Raw genomic sequence first — 17,082 nt, forward strand, 5'->3', positions numbered from 1 at the left:
ACTATGGGGCGATTATTCTGGAAAATCCTGCTGACTTTTTGGCTGACTTTAGTCGTAGCAGGGGGGACTGCAGCCTTAGCGGTATGGTGGCATCATCGCGCTCTACAGTCTGTGTCCGAAGATGTGGTAATTCGTCCAAGCTCGATTCTTTCTGTGCAAGCAGCGGCGAATACTTTCCGTTTTGGCGGTGAAGATGCCGTTTACAATATGCTGCTAGAACAAAGCCAAGAAGCGCCGGAAAACTTACAAGTTTATGCAGTCGATGCCAACAATAAAGAGCTATTGGGTCGTGCAGTGCCTGCGGCTACTTTAGAGCGGATTCGCAATAGCGTGAAGTTGAAGGTTGATCCGCCGATTGCACGCAGTGCAAAATCGCAAGAACACGAATTGATTTTCTTCGCGCCCCTTTCTGGGCAATTTCCCGAATTTAAACAACCGAATCGCTTACCACCCCGCTATCGTGATCTCACTTGGCCGTGGTATTTGTCGGGTTTAATCGTGAGTTTCATTTCCAGTTTCTTGCTTGCTTGGCATTTTTCTAAGCCAGTGCGCTTATTACGAAAGGCCTTTAAATCGATTGCACAAGGCGATTTAAACACACGTATTTCTCCAGAAATTGGCTGGCGGCGGGATGAAATTGCTGATTTAGGGAATGACTTCGATCACATGGCGAGCCAACTACAAAACCTGATGACCTCACAGCGGCGCTTATTACATGATGTTTCCCACGAATTACGCTCCCCGTTAGCACGTTTACAAGTAAGCATTGGCCTTGCCCGCCAACAACCGGAGCAAACCCTGCAAAATCAACACACTTTAGATCGGATTGAGCATGAAGCTGAACGCTTAGATAAATTAGTGGGTGAAGTTCTGACTTTATCGCGCTTAGAAGCGGGTGTCGCGCCCTCGACTGATGAATATGTGGATGTGTTGGAGCTATTAGACACGGTAGTGGATGATGCACGTTTTGAGGCGAGTGCTTTGAATCGTTCAGTCGTGTTGCATAGTAGTGATGATGATAGCTTGATTATCCCTGCACATGGCGAGCTACTCTATCGTGCTTTAGAAAATGTGGTACGTAATGCCATCCATCACACCCCACCGGAAACTACAGTCACGGTTACGGCTTATCAAAATAAACTCAGTAATACTCTACATGTAACCGTTGATGATCAGGGGAGTGGTGTGCCACCTGAAGAAATTGATTTGATTTTTGAACCCTTTCAGCGTAGTAGCAAAGGTGGTAATGAGCGTCAAGGCTATGGCTTAGGGTTAGCGATAGCACGGCGGGCGATTGATAGTCATAACGGGAGTATTCGCGCGAGTAATCGGCCTGAAGGTGGTTTGCGGATTAGTATTGAATTGCCGTTGTTAGCTAAGCAAACCGAAATGAATCACGCGGCTTAGTCAGCAAACGCCACCTGCGCACTGCTCCAAAATGCCTGTAATAGCGGATCAGCCAAGCGCTCTTGACGGGCACATAGGCCAATCCTAAACGGCTCTAAATCATCCAGCCAAGGTAAAATCCGTATCGTCTCTTGCCGAGGGCTATGTTTGATCACCAACTCAGGCACAACTGCTACGCCAAAACCTAAACTCACCATCGCCACTACGGCTTCGTGCCCAGCCACTTGTGCATAAATCGGTGGATGCGCATTCACTTGCTTGAGCCGATTTAAAAAGCGCTCACGGGCTAAACCATGCTCCGCCAAAATCACAGGTAAGCTTGACCAAGCTAATTGAGTTTCATCCACTAAATACTCATCAATACGTTGGCTCAAGGCACAATTCATAGTGGGCGCAATTAAATACAAAGGCGATTGTTGCAGTGCTAAAAAAGCTAAAGCCTGCGGTAACACAGCAGGTTGGGCAGCAATCGCACAGTCTTCTTGATTAGTTAAGACCCGTTCTAGGCCATCGGCTTGATCACCTGTGCGTAGTTTTAGCTCCACACCCGGATACCTAGCGCGTAGTACTGGCAGGATTTCACTTAATAAACTGAAACTTGCAGTCACTGAACCATAAACGCTCAACTCACCGCTCACTGTTTGTGGATCATCGCTAAGATCACGCCGCAATTGCTGCCAAGCCTGAACAGTTTGATAGGCGTATTCGAGAAAATGCCGTCCTGCTGGTGTTAGACGCACTTCACGGTTATCACGCTCGACCAACCTCTTGCCGATTTCAGTTTCTAAACGCTGCAACTGCCGACTAATTGCCGAGGGGCTTAAATGACAGGCATTCGCTGCTTTGCCAAAATGTTGGCTAGTGGCTAGCTCGATAAACATCTGACAGTCACGGATTTCCATAACACTCACTCATTGCTTAAAACGCAACATCACATCGCTAATTGATCATTTTACGCAATGCTGAAAATGCCTTACAGTAGCAACCCTAAAATTCCCTTCCTAAGTTTGTTTGGAGTCCATCATGGGTCAAAATTATTTCAATACGCTGCCATTGCGTGTTCAACTTGAAGAACTTGGTAAATGCCGCTTCATGGATCAGTCTGAATTCGCTGAGGGTGTGAATTACATTCGTGATAAGAAGATCGTCATTATCGGCTGTGGCGCACAAGGTTTAAACCAAGGCTTGAACATGCGTGATAGTGGCTTGAATGTGAGCTACGCTTTACGTGCTGAGGCGATTGCTGAAAAACGCAAATCTTGGAAAAACGCGACTGAAAATGGCTTCAAAGTAGGCACTTATGAAGAGCTGATTCCAAGCGCTGACATCGTGATGAATCTAACGCCCGATAAACAACATACTTCTGTGATCAATGCAATCATGCCATTGATGAAGCAAGGTGCGTGCTTAGACTATGCCCACGGCTTCAACTTAGTTGAAGAAGGCATGCAAATTCGCAAAGACTTAACCGTCGTTCTGATGTGCCCGAAATGCCCCGGCTCTGAAGTACGGGCTGAATATGTGCGTGGTTTTGGCGTTCCAACCTTAATCGCGGTACACCGTGAAAATGATCCAAATGGCGATGGCTTAAAAATCGCTAAAGCTTTAGCTTCAGCGACCGGTGGTGATCGTGCGGGCGTATTGGAGTCCTCACCGATTGCAGAAGTTAAATCGGATTTGATGGGCGAGCAAACCATTCTCTGCGGTATGCTGCAAACTGGCGCTATCCTTTGCTACGATAAAATGGTTGAAGAAGGTTTAGAGCCAGCCTGGGCAGCTAAATTTATGCAATTTGGTTGGGAAACCGTGACTGAAGCCCTCAAGCACGGCGGCATCACCAATATGATGGATCGCTTGAGCAATCCAGCGAAAATCCGCGCCTTTGAATTGTCCGAAGAATTGAAAGAAATCTTGCGTCCGCTGTTCCAAAAGCACCAAGACGATATTATGTCTGGCAAATTCTCTAGCACCATGATGGCGGACTGGGCGAATGACGATAAGGACTTACATCGTTGGCGCGCTGCAACCGCAGAAACTGCATTTGAAAAGCAAGCGATCACCGATCAAGCTATTAGCGAGCAAGAATACTTTGATAAAGGTATTTTGTTAGTGGCTATGGTGCGTGCCGGTGTTGAATTGGCTTATGAAACCATGGTGGAAGCTGGCATTATTGAAGAGTCTGCTTACTACGAATCACTGCATGAAACACCGCTGATTGCGAATACGATTGCCCGTAAAAAGCTGTACGAAATGAATGTGGTTATTTCGGATACCGCTGAATACGGCTGCTATTTATTCGACCAAGCTGCACGCCCCTTATTACTTGAGAAATTCATGCCGAAGATTAAATCTGATGTGATTGGTCGCGGTTTGAATCTAAAAGATAATGGCGTGGATAATCGTCAGTTAGTACATATTAATGCTGAAATTCGTAATCACTCGGTTGAGATTGTCGGTGAGGAATTGCGTTCTTATATGACGGCTATGAAGAAGATTGTTTAAGCTGGTTTAGCTGAACTTACAAAGCCTCATCGCTTGATGAGGCTTTTAAACTTGAGGGCAGAGTGCTAACACAAAAACCCATGCTCCGCCAAAAACGCCTCGGTAATCCCACCCGAACTCATTTCAGATGCTTTATCCCCCAATAACAAGCGCTCTAAATAGCGTGCTACTACATCCACTTCTAGATTCACTTTAGAACCAGCGCGATAACCCGACATAATCGTTTCTTGTAAAGTATGCGGGACAATATTCAACTCAAAAAAAGCGCCTTCCACTTTATTCACCGTTAGACTTGTCCCATCGACACAAATCGAGCCTTTGGCTGCAATATATTTAGCTAAACTATCCGGGGCTTTTAAACGAAAACGCACGGAACGCGCATCATCATAGCGGCTCACGACTTCGCCCAAGCCATCCACATGCCCACTGACCAAATGCCCACCTAAGCGCGTGCTTAAAGTTAAGGCTTTTTCTAAATTGACATTTGAGCCAAGGTTTAGCTGGCCAATACTAGTGAGGGATAAAGTTTCCCGAGACACATCCGCGCTAAAACTAGAACCGTTTAAGACTACCGCAGTTAAGCAAACACCATTCACCGCAATGCTATCGCCTAATTGCACATCACCCATATCGAGTTTGCCAGTCGCAATGGTTAAGCGCATGTCGCCACCGATGGCTTGCATAGTTCGAATTGTACCAATCGCTTGAATAATGCCGGTGAACATCGCTCTACTCCTAGTTAAAATCAGCCAAAATTCGCCAGTCCTGCCCGACTGCACGCATATCTCGAATCGTTAACGCATAGCGCTCGGCCATTTGCGCCAGTGGCAAATTAAATAAAGGCCGCGCCGCTGAACCCATTAAATGCGGAGCCATATACAAAACTAGCTCATCCGCTAAACCTTGTTCAATCAACTGACCACTTAAAGTCGCACCCGCTTCTACATGTACCTCATTAATACCCTCTGTGACTAGAGCACGGAGTACTTCAGTTAAATCTAAGCGCTTACCTGCAAATTGCCGCACTTGTAGACCCAAATTTTGTAGCAGTGCGATTTTTTCCTCATCAACGCTACAGGTATAAATCAATACCTTGCCAGTCGTTTTTAATAAAGCGGCGTCCAAGGGAAAACGTAATTTAGAATCTAATACGACTCGCACCGGTTGGCGTACTTCACCGCTAATACCTAGCTCTTGTGCAGTCAAGCGTACATTGAGCTGAGGATTATCCATTAAAACGGTATCAATACCTGTCAACACCGCTCCTGCTTGCGCCCTCCAGAATTGCACATCCCGCCGCGCCGCTTCACCTGTAATCCAGACACTTTCACCCGAGGCCATTGCCGTGCGTCCATCGAGGCTCATCGCCATTTTAATCCGCACAAAGGGACGTTGCCGCTCCATCATACTAATAAAGCCAGGATTTAAAGCGCGTGCTTCAACTGCTAATAAACCTGCAGCGGTTTCAATACCGGCTGCTTGTAAACGTTGCAACCCTTGACCGGCTACTAAAGGATTGGGGTCAACCATTGCTGCAATTACTTTAGCAACTTTGGCCTCTACTAAAGCTTCAGCGCAGGGTGGTGTGCGTCCATAGTGAGAACAAGGTTCTAAACTAACATAAGCGGTTGCACCTGGTGCTCGCGCTCCTGCTGCATGTAACGCAAATACCTCTGCATGTGGCTGGCCTGCTCGTTCATGCCAGCCCTCGCCGACTATTTGCCCAGCTTGTACTAGCACACAACCTACTCGTGGATTGGGATGCGTGGTATACAGGCCATAACGTGCTAATTGCAGAGCACGCGCCATATAGACGTGATCTTCAGCGGTAAATTCAGACATGAAATGGATTAATCTAAGTGATCAGTTGAGGGCTTGTGTTCATCAGGATGCTCGCGCTCCATCCGATCAATCATGTTGCGGAACTCAGCCATACTGCTAAAACGCTGATAGACCGAAGCGAAGCGAATATACGCGACCTCATCCAAATGCTTTAATTCCGCCAGCACCAATTCACCAATCAGAGCAGAGGAGACTTCGCGCTCCCCGCTCATTAGCACCTTTTTGCGGATACGGCTAAGCGCAGCTTCGGCTTGATCAATCGTCACTGGACGCTTTTCTAAAGCACGCATAATGCCTGCACGAAGCTTTTCATCATGAAAAGGCTCACGTGCAGCATTTGATTTAATCACTCGCGGCATCGTTAATTCAGCAAGTTCATAGGTGGTAAAGCGTTCTTCACAAGCTGAACACTTGCGCCGCCGCCTCACTTGCTCGCCTTCACTGGCTAGCCTCGAATCAATCACACGCGTATCTTCCGCGCCGCAAAACGGGCAACGCATTTCAGTCAGCGTACACAGGAAAACGTTTGCAGATGGCTAGTACTTCATTTTTCACGCGCTCAGTCGTAGCCGGATCGTTGATATTATCTAGGACATCCGCAATCCAATTAGCCAATTGCTCCACTTCAGCTTCTTTAAAGCCACGGGTAGTAATTGCTGGCGTACCCACACGAATCCCACTCGTGACGAAAGGCGATTGCGGATCATTGGGCACGGAATTTTTATTCACTGTGATATTCGCTGCACCTAACGCAGCATCAGCCGCTTTACCGGTCAAGCCTTTCGCGATTAAGTCGACTAACATTAAGTGATTATCCGTACCACCAGAAACAATATTGTAACCCCGGCTAATCAGAGTGGATGCCATCACTTTGGCATTTTTCACGACTTGCTGCTGATAAGCGGTAAACTCAGGCTCTAAGGCTTCTTTAAAGGCAACCGCTTTGGCCGCAATCACATGCATCAAAGGGCCACCTTGAATCCCTGGGAAGACTAAAGAATTGAATTTCTTTTCCAGATCAGGATTAGCTTTTGCTAAAATAATCCCGCCGCGAGGGCCACGTAAAGTCTTGTGCGTTGTGGAAGTAGTTACATCAGCGATTTGTACAGGACTTGGATAGACACCTGCCGCGACTAAACCAGCGACATGTGCCATATCGACCATTAAATAAGCGCCGACTTTATCTGCAATTTCACGGAATTTTTGCCAATCAATTACACGTGAGTAAGCTGAGAAGCCCGCCACGATCATTTTTGGTTGATGTTCAACAGCTAAACGCTCAACTTCAGCATAATCAATATAACCTTCAGCGGTAATCCCGTATTGCACGGCATTATAGATCCGACCAGAAAAGTTCACTTTCGCGCCATGCGTTAAGTGACCACCATGTGCCAAACTCATGCCCAGCACCGTATCACCCGGATTTAACAAAGCCATATACACAGCCGCATTAGCTTGGGAGCCTGAGTGGGGTTGCACATTCGCGTAGTCAGCGCCGAATAGTTGTTTCACACGATCAATAGCTAGTTGCTCAGCCACATCTACATATTCGCAGCCGCCGTAATAGCGTTTTTCGGGATAGCCTTCAGCATATTTGTTGGTTAATACTGAGCCTTGTGCTTCTAATACGCGTGGGCTGGCATAGTTCTCAGAAGCGATTAGTTCGATGTGCTCTTCTTGACGTTGGGTTTCAGCGGCCATCGCTTGTGCTAGTTCTTGGTCATAGCTGGCAATGGTCATAGATTTAGTAAACATGCTGATTAGGTCTCCTGCATATTATTGAGTGGTGATAGCGGCGTATCATAACAACAATTAACAACTTGACCTATGCTGTTCAGCGTAGATTTACTAAATCCTTAAGGTGAAAGCAGGCTTTTAGACCTAAGCCTGCTTGATAAGAGTTTTAAGCCGCCGGAGTTGGTGTCCGTGAGCCGTAAATCTTACCGAATACCAGCGAAGGCTTACCATTGAAATCATAAAACTGCAAAGTGGAGCCTAACTGTTGGACACTACCGGCGCGTCTTAAGACCCGCAAATACTTACCCTCCCAACTACCAACATCGACTGTTGGTTTACCTGGTTCAGGACGCAGTACTTCACACGCATTTTCAGTGCGGCTGATTTCTTGAACTTTAAACCCTCGATTACCTACTTGCACAAAATTAGCCGTGTAATTATTGCAGCCTGCCATCCCGACCATCGCAGTCTGTTCAACTAGCATTTTCATGCGTAATGGCTTAGGAACAGGATTATTGTAAATGGACATCACAAACCAGTTGGTACCCAACAAGGAAGGGCCTCCACTATTTAAAGGGCAAGCACCGGGAGGTAAACTTGGATGTGGGGTTGGTGTAGCAGTATCTGCAGCTAATAACTGATCAGCTAACAGCGCTAATGGTAGGATTAAAAAAGTTCTACGAGTTAATTGTACATCGTTCATCCGAGTGACCTCGCTAAGCATAATTCCCTCTCCTAGACTATTTTATGAGTTGTATGCTGTTCGTCTATGTCTTAACAGCCATATTTAAAGTATAGGTAGGAAAACCACATTTCACCGAAGTTTTGATCGAAATGTAAGCAATTGTGGGTGTTTTAACCACAAAACAATACACTATCGAGCTTCTGCATCCGCTGGTAAATGAACGCCTAAATCTTGACCTAAACGTAACCAGTCAAAAAATGGCCCCGGATCAGTTTTACGTTCAGGCGCAATATGCTGGTGTCCAGTAATTTGCTCTAGCGACAGGCTTGGATAACTTAAACACAAAGCTTGGATAACCTTGGTAAGTTGCTGATATTGTTCTTCAGTAAACGGAGTAAAATCAGTCCCCTCTAATTCAATTCCAATCGAAAAATCATTACAACGGCTGCGTCCACGATATATCGATAAGCCCGCATGAAAAGCACGTAGATGAAAAGGTACATATTGAATAATTTGCCCATCACGCCGAATTAATAAATGGCTGGCAACTTTTAAGTGGCAAATTTCAGCAAAAAAAGGATGTGCATCTTTATTTAAAGTATTTGTGAACAACTGATTAATATAATCCCCACCGAACTCGCCGGGAGGCAAGGTAATATTATGAACTACAATTAGCTCAGGCAAACAGCCATCTGGACGCTCATCATGGTTCGGTGAGGGACATTGTTGAGCCTCAACTAATAAGCTAGTTATGTGATCAATTACCATTGTTACAAAAACATCCTCGACAAAATTTAACCATACCTATTATTATCTATTTCATCGAAATAAATAAGAATCCTTCATAATATTTTAATATATAAAGATAAGGTTTTTTTATTACTAGTAAGTATCTTGCTAATATAATCAACAAACTCATTCATTAATTTATTGTTAATAAAGTAGCATTTATAATTCGCCTATAGTAATCCAGACCCCATGGGCATGGTGTCTGCACAAGCTTTTTAAACAGGGGAAACTTAAATGCACGTAAAGAGCAACATACGTTGGTGTGCAACTCTTTTGGCTTTGGCTACAACATCTTTAGTAACAACTACTGTTTTTGCGGAAACTCATGTTCCTTACAAAATTCAGATGAGCCGAACCAAACCAGATCAGCCACTGCGCAAATCTACTATTATGGGTAGAGTCAAGGATCAGTTTGCTGGACGTATTTTATCCATTGAACCACAAACTGATCGTGGCCAGGATTGTCATGTAGTTAAGCTAATGGGTGATGACGGTGAGTTTCGCATTATTCATGTAGCTTGCAACGACTAAGCTTTTATTAACAATTGTTACTTATTTGCAAGCCTAGCTACCCGCTGGGCTTTTTTTATCTGAACAGATATTGATAGTTTTTTATTCTGAAGCTTCAGTGTATGATGGCTTAACAAAAGACGGTACAGGGCTCCGTCTATCTAGATAGACTACATTACATAAACATACTAAATAGTCGAAAAATCTATGCGTGTACTTGTTGTTGAAGATAAAGCACCCATCCGTGAACAAATCGCCAGTGATCTCAAAAAAAACGGTTTTACCGTCGATGTAGCCAGTGATGGTGCACAAGGGCTGTATATTGCCACTGAATACCCAATTGACATTGCAGTGATTGACTTAGGCCTGCCCCATGTAACAGGCTTAGAAATTATTCGTAGCGTGCGCGCCAAAGGTTTAGAGTACCCCATCGTCACGCTTACTGTGCGTGATCGTTGGGAAACTAAGGTTGAAGTGTTAGAAGCAGGGGCTGATGATTACCTTGTCAAACCCATTCACGCTGAAGAATTAGCTGCACGTTTACGCGCTCTATTACGCCGTACCAAAGGCTGGACACAAGCTGAGCTAAGCTGCCCACCCATTCGTTTAAACCTATCTGAACAACGGGTTTATGTGAACGAAGATGAAATCACTTTGACCGCTTATGAATATCGTGTGCTAGAACATTTAATGTTGCATGCGGGTCAAGTTATTTCTAAAACACATTTGACCGATAGCTTGTATGAAGAAGATGCAGATCGCGACAGTAATGTCATTGAAGTCTTCATTCGTCGTTTACGTCAGAAGCTCGATCCAGATGAAACCCTAAAACCTATTGAGACTTTGCGTGGGCGTGGTTATCGTTTTACTTTAGACTGTCATCGACCAAATAATCAGTAATGATGGGTTCTTTACGCAGCCGCCAATTGGTTAGCGGCTTTACTATCATTGTGATTGGGATCTTAATCCTAGGTATACTCTTAAGCTTAAGTATCTACCAACGCAAAACTGAAGCCATTCGTTTAGAATTAGAACGAACTGCTTCTGATTTACTCGGCTTTATTGAGTATGAACGTGGCAGCTTCTTGATTCCTGAACGTAATAAGCAAGCTGCTGAACAATTTATTTCTCGCAATCAATTAGTCCAAGATCGTAAACGTCGCTTTGCTTATATCTGGGATCGCCAACAAAATCGGATTATTTGGAGTTCTATTGACAATGAAGGGGTCGACTTAAATCGGGTCGATTTATTCTTTGCCTATTTCCCGTTTGAAGAATTATTTAACGACCCCAAAGTACAAAACTTTACTCCTTTTGCGCGTCGGATGAGTTCTACTCGCCCTCCTAATGGCAAAGTAGACGAAAAATTTCATCCAGAAGAATACATGCTGGCGGTACAACACTTTTCCTTCCGCGAAAATGCAGAGCAAGGTATTAGCACAAATAAACATTATTTGTTCATCGTTGCCGAGTCGATGGCAAATGTAGATCGAGAAATCGATGATTTAGTCATGGTGTTCTCCATCCTGTTTTTTGCCTCAGTCATTCTAATTTTAATTGCACAGTTAGCCTCCAGTTTCTGGGTGGTAGCCCCAATTCGTGAATTTGAAGAGGAAGTGCGTGCGATTGAGGCCGGAAATAAAGAGACTATCCAAGATGAATATCCCGATGAGCTAGTACCAATCAAAAACACCATTAATGCGTTGATTGGACATGAAAAAGGCCAAAAACAACGCTACAAAGATTCGTTAGATGACCTAGCTCATAGTTTGAAAACCCCCTTAGCAGCTATTCAATCCCATCTAGAAGGTAGTAGTTTTCAAGATATTCCTCAGGCGCATCCGGGTTTAGCAGGAATTGCAGCTGAAATTGAACATATGCAGGAAATCATTTCGCGGCAATTACGCAAAGCGATGGTGACTAGCGAAAATGCGATTATTATGTCGCAGCCGATTCGCCCCATCTTAACGCGTTTAGCCAGCACTATGCATAAAGTCCATCGCGGCAAAGATTTTGAGATTCGGGTGAATGTCGATGAATACGCTAAATGCCGCCTAGACTCAGAAGATTTAATGGAGTTATTTGGTAATCTGATTAACAATGCTTGCCGCTTCTGCGATCGTTTAGTAGAGATTTCTGCTTTCCGCGATAACGATATGTTAGTCATTGATATTGATGATGATGGTATGGGTTTCCCCAGTGAAAACCCCTCCAAACTGCTCAAACGTGGGATTCGTGAAGACAGTAAAACTGAAGGTCAAGGGATAGGCTTAGCGGTCAGTACTGAAATTGTCTCTGCAGTCGGTGGCAAAATTGAATTGCTCGTTTCACCCTATGTCGGGGCACGTGTCCGCTTGCATTTACCCACTTAAATCTAAACCTATGCGCTACTCAATTTTATAGGTTGAAGTAGCGCATCATGTTGTATCTTGCCAAGTTATCGCTCTGTGTTCAAACGCTCAGCCCCTGCACTTAAACCCTGAATAAAGGGCCGATCTAAATCAATCACATAAGCTTGAGGTGTGGTCACTTGACCAGCTTGGGCTACTCTCACTAAATAAAATAAAGTACGTGAATTTTTAGCTTTTAAGCTTAGATTTGCCACATAACGATCCTGCCAAAAACGCTCATGCACAGCTGCTGAATAAGCCATGGTCTCGGCAACTGAAACAGCCATGTCGTCCAACTTCAAGCCTTGTAACACTTCATTAGCTTGTAAAGCGCCTAGTTCTAACTCAAAACCAGAAGGCAGTAAATCCACCACTAAAGCATGAGGAATAGGCTCACTACTTTCGATATTAAGGCGAGTCAGCACTAAATCACCCACTTTTAAATCAGTTGGGTTCAAGGCTTGCCCTGCTAAGTTATACCATTTGCGCTGAATACGTATGGGTTTCTCAGTAGAGGCTAACGGTTGTTGGGGATAAGCATGGGTGAGTAGATTAAAATAAACAGCCTCATCATTCTTAGTGATAATCTTACTATTAGTCTTAAACTCTGGAATACAACGAGTAAAGCTACCCGTTTGAGCCAACTCCAAGACTTCTCCGTTTAACACCAACTGGGCTTGCCAAGGGTCTTTAGCCTGTTGTTCGATGAGCTGTCCGAGTAAAAATATATACACTTGCTCTTGAGTGCTAAGGTAGGTATTCGTTGTTAGATCACGCAATATATAACCTAGATGCATACTTAAAGCTGGGACAGACTGTTTAGCTAACAGTAAATGATACAGTAGCATCGCCCTATCACGCATAGGACTACCATAATCTCCTAAGTAAACCTCAGGATCACGACTCAAACCCAAACCATGTTGGATATATTCATCACCGCGGGTAGCATCTCCTTGCAAACTTAAAGCCAAGCCTAAATTCACTAGACTTAAGCCGAACTCCATTTGTGCCCCATTTTTATCAGCAAAAGCTTTGAGCTCATTTAAAGTTAATTTACGTTCACGCGCTAAGACATAAGCGGTATAAGCCCGCACAGCTAAATCCATTTGCACTACATTTTCCGCAAGGGGATAACGATCTTCTAACTGAGGCGTTTCTTGTTTCCAAGCCTGTTGTAAATTATTTAAAGCTGCATCCAGCATAGTATGGGACACAACAAAGCCTTTTTGGCGCGCATCCAATAGAAAATTAGTTACATAAATATTCAACCAATACTCTTCAGACCCCATCCTAGACCATGCACTAAACCCACCATTCGGTAATTGCATACTACGTAAGCGAATCAGTGCTTTTTGTACTTCTTGAGTGCGCTGTGCTAAGGACAAAGCAGGTAAATCCCATTTTTTTAATGCAGCTTCATCTAAGAATAAATAGGGATAAGTACTACTGACTGTTTGCTCTAAAGAACTATAAGGCTGATGTAGCAGGCTACGCAAAACAGCTGCAACTGGTAAACTCGGCGTATTTGAGATAGTTAAACAAGTCTCAGCGGTATTCAACAAAGCATCTTTAGCTACAGCAGACGTTAAATCAAAACTTTTCCCTGTGCCTAACAACTCCTGTTGTTGATAAGAGGCCGTCGGCATATAAGCAGGACGTATAGGCATTTTCAGCTCACGCTTAAACTTAAAATCTTTCCCTGCTAGCTCCAGAATGATCTCGCCTAAGCCCATTGAGCCGAGCGTACTAATGGGTAATTGCACCTGCTCAACTTGCCCTTTGCTTAAACTTAACTCCTTTTCGAACGCTGCGCCTTCAAGCAAATCATTACTCTTTAGCTTGAGAGAAATGATCTGATCTTTATCGTCCAAATTTTTTACTGAAAAATTTAGCAAAGCTTGATCACCAGCCGCCAAAAAAGCAGGGGCTGCTATATTAAGCTGAACAGGTGTATCTACTTGAATCGTCTTGCTAATATTGCCTAATTGCTCAGTACCGATCACCGTCGCTGTGAGTTGTAAATCACCCGTGAATGCGGGTAGATTAAGCAGAAATTCAGCCTTCCCATCAGCATCAAACTTTAAAGGCTCAGGTTCTACTATCATCAAGCGCCGTGGTAGCTTAGACGCTACAACAGGGGTGTCGTCATTAGCCACTATTGCCTTGGCAGGCGGATTAACATTTACTTCTTTGTCTGTGATGATCTGCTCATAGGCATCATACAAGCGTGTTTCATAAGCATGCGGGCTAAAGTAAAAATCAAACGGGTTTCGATTATTTAATGGTCTCTGCTGCAGGGTCTGTGCATCAACTGCAGATAAAGTGACTAAGGTATCTGGAGACTTTAAATTCTTAGCTCTAACTATGACTTTAATCGCTTGCTCAGCCATCACTAGTTCAGGTACTTCTACGCTAAGTTCTAACTGCCGTTCACTACGATCTAAAACTAAGGGCACTATACCTAATAGACGCTCTGGTTTGTTTATCTGATTAGCACTATTAGTTTGCAAGGCTTGTACAGTTAGATATAAATCATGTTGCTGCCAAGCAGTATCAATCGGTATTTCTAAAAATGAAGTGCCTGCAGGTAAACTCATTTGCTCGCTCCATAAGAGTTTCCCACCTTCAACCGTAAGTAAGACTTCACTAGCAACTGGCAAATCGACGGTAAGTTGTGCAGTTTCACCAGATTTATAGGTAGCTTTATCTAACTTTAACTCTAATTTTTTGGGCTGCCCCTTAGTGCCCAATACCGTTTCCCAGCCTGCTGTAAACACATAAGCTGTCTTTAACTTAGTATCTGCGTCTTCTAGCTCAAGCCGATATTGCCCAGAACTTACCGCTAAAGAAACTTGGCCTTTTTGCCCTGCTGGAATCTCGATCTGCTGCTGGGAGACCGGATACTGATTACGAATGCCACGCTGCTGCCAGCCTTTTTCCTGATCATATTCCCAATAATAATCATACGACTCGCTAAATAAGGTAGCTGTCAAATGCTGTGCAGTCACTAAAGCGCCTGTAGGATCAACCCGCACTAATTCAAAATGAGCTTCCGAATTAGCAGCTACACTAGCATTGGCAAATAAAGGTTTAATCCCCACTAGGTGTTGAGCAGGCCAATACACTTGCTGTAGTTCAGCACGGATAGGATGGCTACCTAGCTCTAATAAACTTGCCATTACCCGTGTTTTTAGCGGGGATTGAATCGCAGGATCAATCGCTGGAAACTCTAAAAAACCATTCCCCTGTTCATCTAAACTAGTTTCTGGCAGTTGTGTTGAAGCTAAGCCTTGCGCATCTTCTGGCACACCAAAGCTATAGTCCTTAAAAGCAGCACCTAAAGGTTGTAAATCCAATTCTAAATAACGGTTTGCAGCAATTTTTTGTTTAGCCGCAGGTGCTCCATAAGCATAAGTGCCTTGCATAGAAACTACTTGCTTATCATCGCGTGTTAATAAAGCTTTGCCCCCACTCAGATTTAAATTTAAATAATCAGGCTTATACTGCTCAACTTTAAACTCAAACACACTGACTAGTTTGGGATCATCATCCAAACGTAACTCTGCTCGCCAAATGCCCTCGGGAGCATCCTCCTCTAGCGTAAACTGCTGCAAGTAATAGCCTAATTCAACATCTGTAGGTGTTAGTGCTTGTTCCCAGATAATTTTAGTATCTGGGCGCACAAGACTAAGTTTCAGATCATGTGTGGTCACTAAGCCATCTTGGTCACGTTGCAAAATACTCAGACTCAGGGTATCACCGGGACGATACAAAGCATGCGAGGCATAGATATAAGGATCAATCGGCTTTTCGGGTAAGCCTTGAATCGGAAAACTATTTAAATCCAATGGATTGGAACGCAAATCCAGAAAGGCAAACTGATTATCAACACTAGCCGCAGTAACGAAAAAATCTTTATCGGGGCGCTTTGCAAAACTAGCACGTCCATTTTCGTCAGTGACGATTTCTATTGTATTCAGATTATCCTTTACCGCTATTTTGACACCATGTAAAGGCTTGCCTGAATCTAAAGCATGGGCAAAGACGTCTAAGGTTTTAGTATAAACTCGAGCTTGTAAACCAAGATTACTCACAATAAAGTGCTTGATTCGATAGGCTTTGTCAGTAAAGCGTCCGGGCTGGCGAATCACTGCAAAATACAAACCAGGCTGTTTTAAAGCTTCAATTTGATTGATGGGAAGGTTAAAGGTCTCACGCGCATTTGGCTTGGCATTGGTGGGATAACGCATCGTGTAGACACTCGTGGTGAGCTGATGAATTTCCTCTAGCTCCCAAGATTGCAAACTACCATCTAGACGAATGGCTTTAAACACCTCACCTAATTTCTCGGGTTGCACACGTAAAAATTCAACATCCAGTTCCGGTACATTGACAACACGAATCGGCAAGCTATTAGCCAATTGTTGAGGGATTAAACTACCTTTGCTGGCGAAATCGAAAGCAGGCTGAATGAGGCGAGTTTTAATTTCAAAATCAACTGGCTTTAAAAGCTTTAAACCATTTTTGGCAGGGATACCAGGACGAATTTGGATGCGATAGCTGGTATTAGCTTGAATTTGAGAAAAGTACAAACGGCGTGGATTATTAATCATCGCCCATTTGCCTTCCACAGCTTTGCCACTTTGCGTAATCGTAAAAAATTCAGTTGGATCCTGATTCACATCCAAATCTTGTGAAAACGTCACGACTAAAGCAGGCGCTTTGTCTAAAGTCTGCTCAGAAGCATCTATTACCAACATTTCAGACAAAAGCTGCTGATTAGTATAAGTGACAGGTTTAAGCGTAGATACGTCTTCAGCTACTAAATAAGAGGAGCTGAATAGAAGCCAAAAACTAATCAGTGCCGACTGCCAAATACTTAGCTGGCGCAAGCCCATTGCTAAACTCCATTGTTCTTTATCTTGTTTAAATGATAACTTCGGGAACAAGCAAGTTCAGAATTAGAAAAGACAACACTTCCTACCCAAAGAAATAATTTATGTTTTAGCTTATTTTGCGGGAAAAAAGGAGGAGTGAAAAGAGAGAAAAATGTTTAAATTGGCGTCCCCACGGGGATTCGAACCCCGGTTACTGCCGTGAAAGGGCGGTGTCCTAGGCCTCTAGACGATGGGGACGCTATATAAACGTCGAAACTCAATTGTAAGATTGGCGTCCCCACGGGGATTCGAACCCCGGTTACTGCCGTGAAAGGGCGGTGTC

The 17,082-nt window shown here is 44.1% G+C and carries 13 protein-coding genes and 1 tRNA gene; 5 read left to right on the forward strand and 9 right to left on the reverse strand.

What is annotated here, in order from left to right:
• Positions 1-3 precede the first annotated feature (3 nt).
• Positions 4-1,407 carry an ATP-binding protein gene (locus Q0230_RS17675; protein WP_298612404.1) on the forward strand — a complete coding sequence of 468 codons (1,404 nt, stop codon included), beginning with the start codon at positions 4-6 and terminating at the stop codon, positions 1,405-1,407.
• Here Q0230_RS17675 and ilvY read toward each other — a convergent pair.
• On the reverse strand, positions 1,404-2,309 hold the full coding sequence (gene ilvY / locus Q0230_RS17680) for an HTH-type transcriptional activator IlvY (RefSeq protein ID WP_298612407.1): 906 nt from the start codon (positions 2,307-2,309) through the stop codon (positions 1,404-1,406). The two genes, Q0230_RS17675 and ilvY, sit on opposite strands and share 4 nt — an antisense overlap.
• Positions 2,310-2,430: 121 nt before the next feature.
• Between ilvY and ilvC the strand changes: the two genes are divergently transcribed.
• The gene (ilvC, locus tag Q0230_RS17685; RefSeq protein WP_298612411.1) at positions 2,431-3,909 is read left to right on the forward strand and encodes a ketol-acid reductoisomerase; all 1,479 of its coding nucleotides are present in this window, start codon (positions 2,431-2,433) and stop codon (positions 3,907-3,909) included.
• A 65-nt stretch (positions 3,910-3,974) separates the two neighbouring features.
• Here the strand turns inward: ilvC and Q0230_RS17690 are convergent, their stop codons facing one another.
• The 6 genes from Q0230_RS17690 to ampD form a co-directional block, all read right to left on the reverse strand.
• Entirely contained in the window at positions 3,975-4,634 is a 660-nt protein-coding gene (locus tag Q0230_RS17690) for a riboflavin synthase (protein ID WP_298612415.1), read from the reverse strand.
• 10 nt (positions 4,635-4,644) lie between these two features.
• Positions 4,645-5,751 carry a bifunctional diaminohydroxyphosphoribosylaminopyrimidine deaminase/5-amino-6-(5-phosphoribosylamino)uracil reductase RibD gene (gene ribD, locus Q0230_RS17695; protein ID WP_298612418.1) on the reverse strand — a complete coding sequence of 369 codons (1,107 nt, stop codon included), beginning with the start codon at positions 5,749-5,751 and terminating at the stop codon, positions 4,645-4,647.
• Between the two features lie 8 nt (positions 5,752-5,759).
• Positions 5,760-6,251, reverse strand: a complete 492-nt coding sequence (gene nrdR / locus Q0230_RS17700) for a transcriptional regulator NrdR (RefSeq protein ID WP_298612421.1) — start codon at positions 6,249-6,251, stop codon at positions 5,760-5,762.
• A gap of 1 nt (position 6,252) precedes the next feature.
• Positions 6,253-7,506 carry a serine hydroxymethyltransferase gene (gene glyA, locus Q0230_RS17705; protein WP_298612424.1) on the reverse strand — a complete coding sequence of 418 codons (1,254 nt, stop codon included), beginning with the start codon at positions 7,504-7,506 and terminating at the stop codon, positions 6,253-6,255.
• Positions 7,507-7,654: 148 nt separating this feature from the next.
• Positions 7,655-8,212 carry an META domain-containing protein gene (locus tag Q0230_RS17710; RefSeq protein ID WP_298612427.1) on the reverse strand — a complete coding sequence of 186 codons (558 nt, stop codon included), beginning with the start codon at positions 8,210-8,212 and terminating at the stop codon, positions 7,655-7,657.
• A 150-nt stretch (positions 8,213-8,362) separates the two neighbouring features.
• On the reverse strand, positions 8,363-8,941 hold the full coding sequence (ampD, locus tag Q0230_RS17715) for a 1,6-anhydro-N-acetylmuramyl-L-alanine amidase AmpD (protein WP_298612429.1): 579 nt from the start codon (positions 8,939-8,941) through the stop codon (positions 8,363-8,365).
• A gap of 366 nt (positions 8,942-9,307) precedes the next feature.
• On the opposite strand from ampD, the gene Q0230_RS17720 reads away from it, so the two are divergent.
• From Q0230_RS17720 to Q0230_RS17730, 3 genes are all read left to right on the forward strand, one after another.
• Positions 9,308-9,493: a hypothetical protein gene (locus Q0230_RS17720; protein WP_298612431.1), complete on the forward strand. Its 186-nt coding sequence runs from the start codon at positions 9,308-9,310 to the stop codon at positions 9,491-9,493.
• Positions 9,494-9,679: 186 nt separating this feature from the next.
• Entirely contained in the window at positions 9,680-10,372 is a 693-nt protein-coding gene (locus tag Q0230_RS17725; protein WP_298612433.1) for a response regulator transcription factor, read from the forward strand.
• Positions 10,372-11,844 carry an ATP-binding protein gene (locus tag Q0230_RS17730; RefSeq protein WP_298612437.1) on the forward strand — a complete coding sequence of 491 codons (1,473 nt, stop codon included), beginning with the start codon at positions 10,372-10,374 and terminating at the stop codon, positions 11,842-11,844. Before Q0230_RS17725 ends, Q0230_RS17730 begins: the two co-directional genes overlap by 1 nt.
• Before the next feature lie 65 nt (positions 11,845-11,909).
• On the opposite strand, the gene Q0230_RS17735 is transcribed toward Q0230_RS17730, so the two are convergent.
• Both Q0230_RS17735 and Q0230_RS17740 read right to left on the reverse strand, forming a co-directional pair.
• Positions 11,910-16,760 carry an alpha-2-macroglobulin gene (locus tag Q0230_RS17735; RefSeq protein WP_298612442.1) on the reverse strand — a complete coding sequence of 1,617 codons (4,851 nt, stop codon included), beginning with the start codon at positions 16,758-16,760 and terminating at the stop codon, positions 11,910-11,912.
• Between the two features lie 161 nt (positions 16,761-16,921).
• Positions 16,922-16,997 (reverse strand) — tRNA-Glu (locus Q0230_RS17740).
• Positions 16,998-17,082: the final 85 nt, after the last annotated feature.

Source organism: uncultured Thiothrix sp., from assembly GCF_937876535.1.
Taxonomy (GTDB): Bacteria; Pseudomonadota; Gammaproteobacteria; order Thiotrichales; family Thiotrichaceae; genus Thiolinea.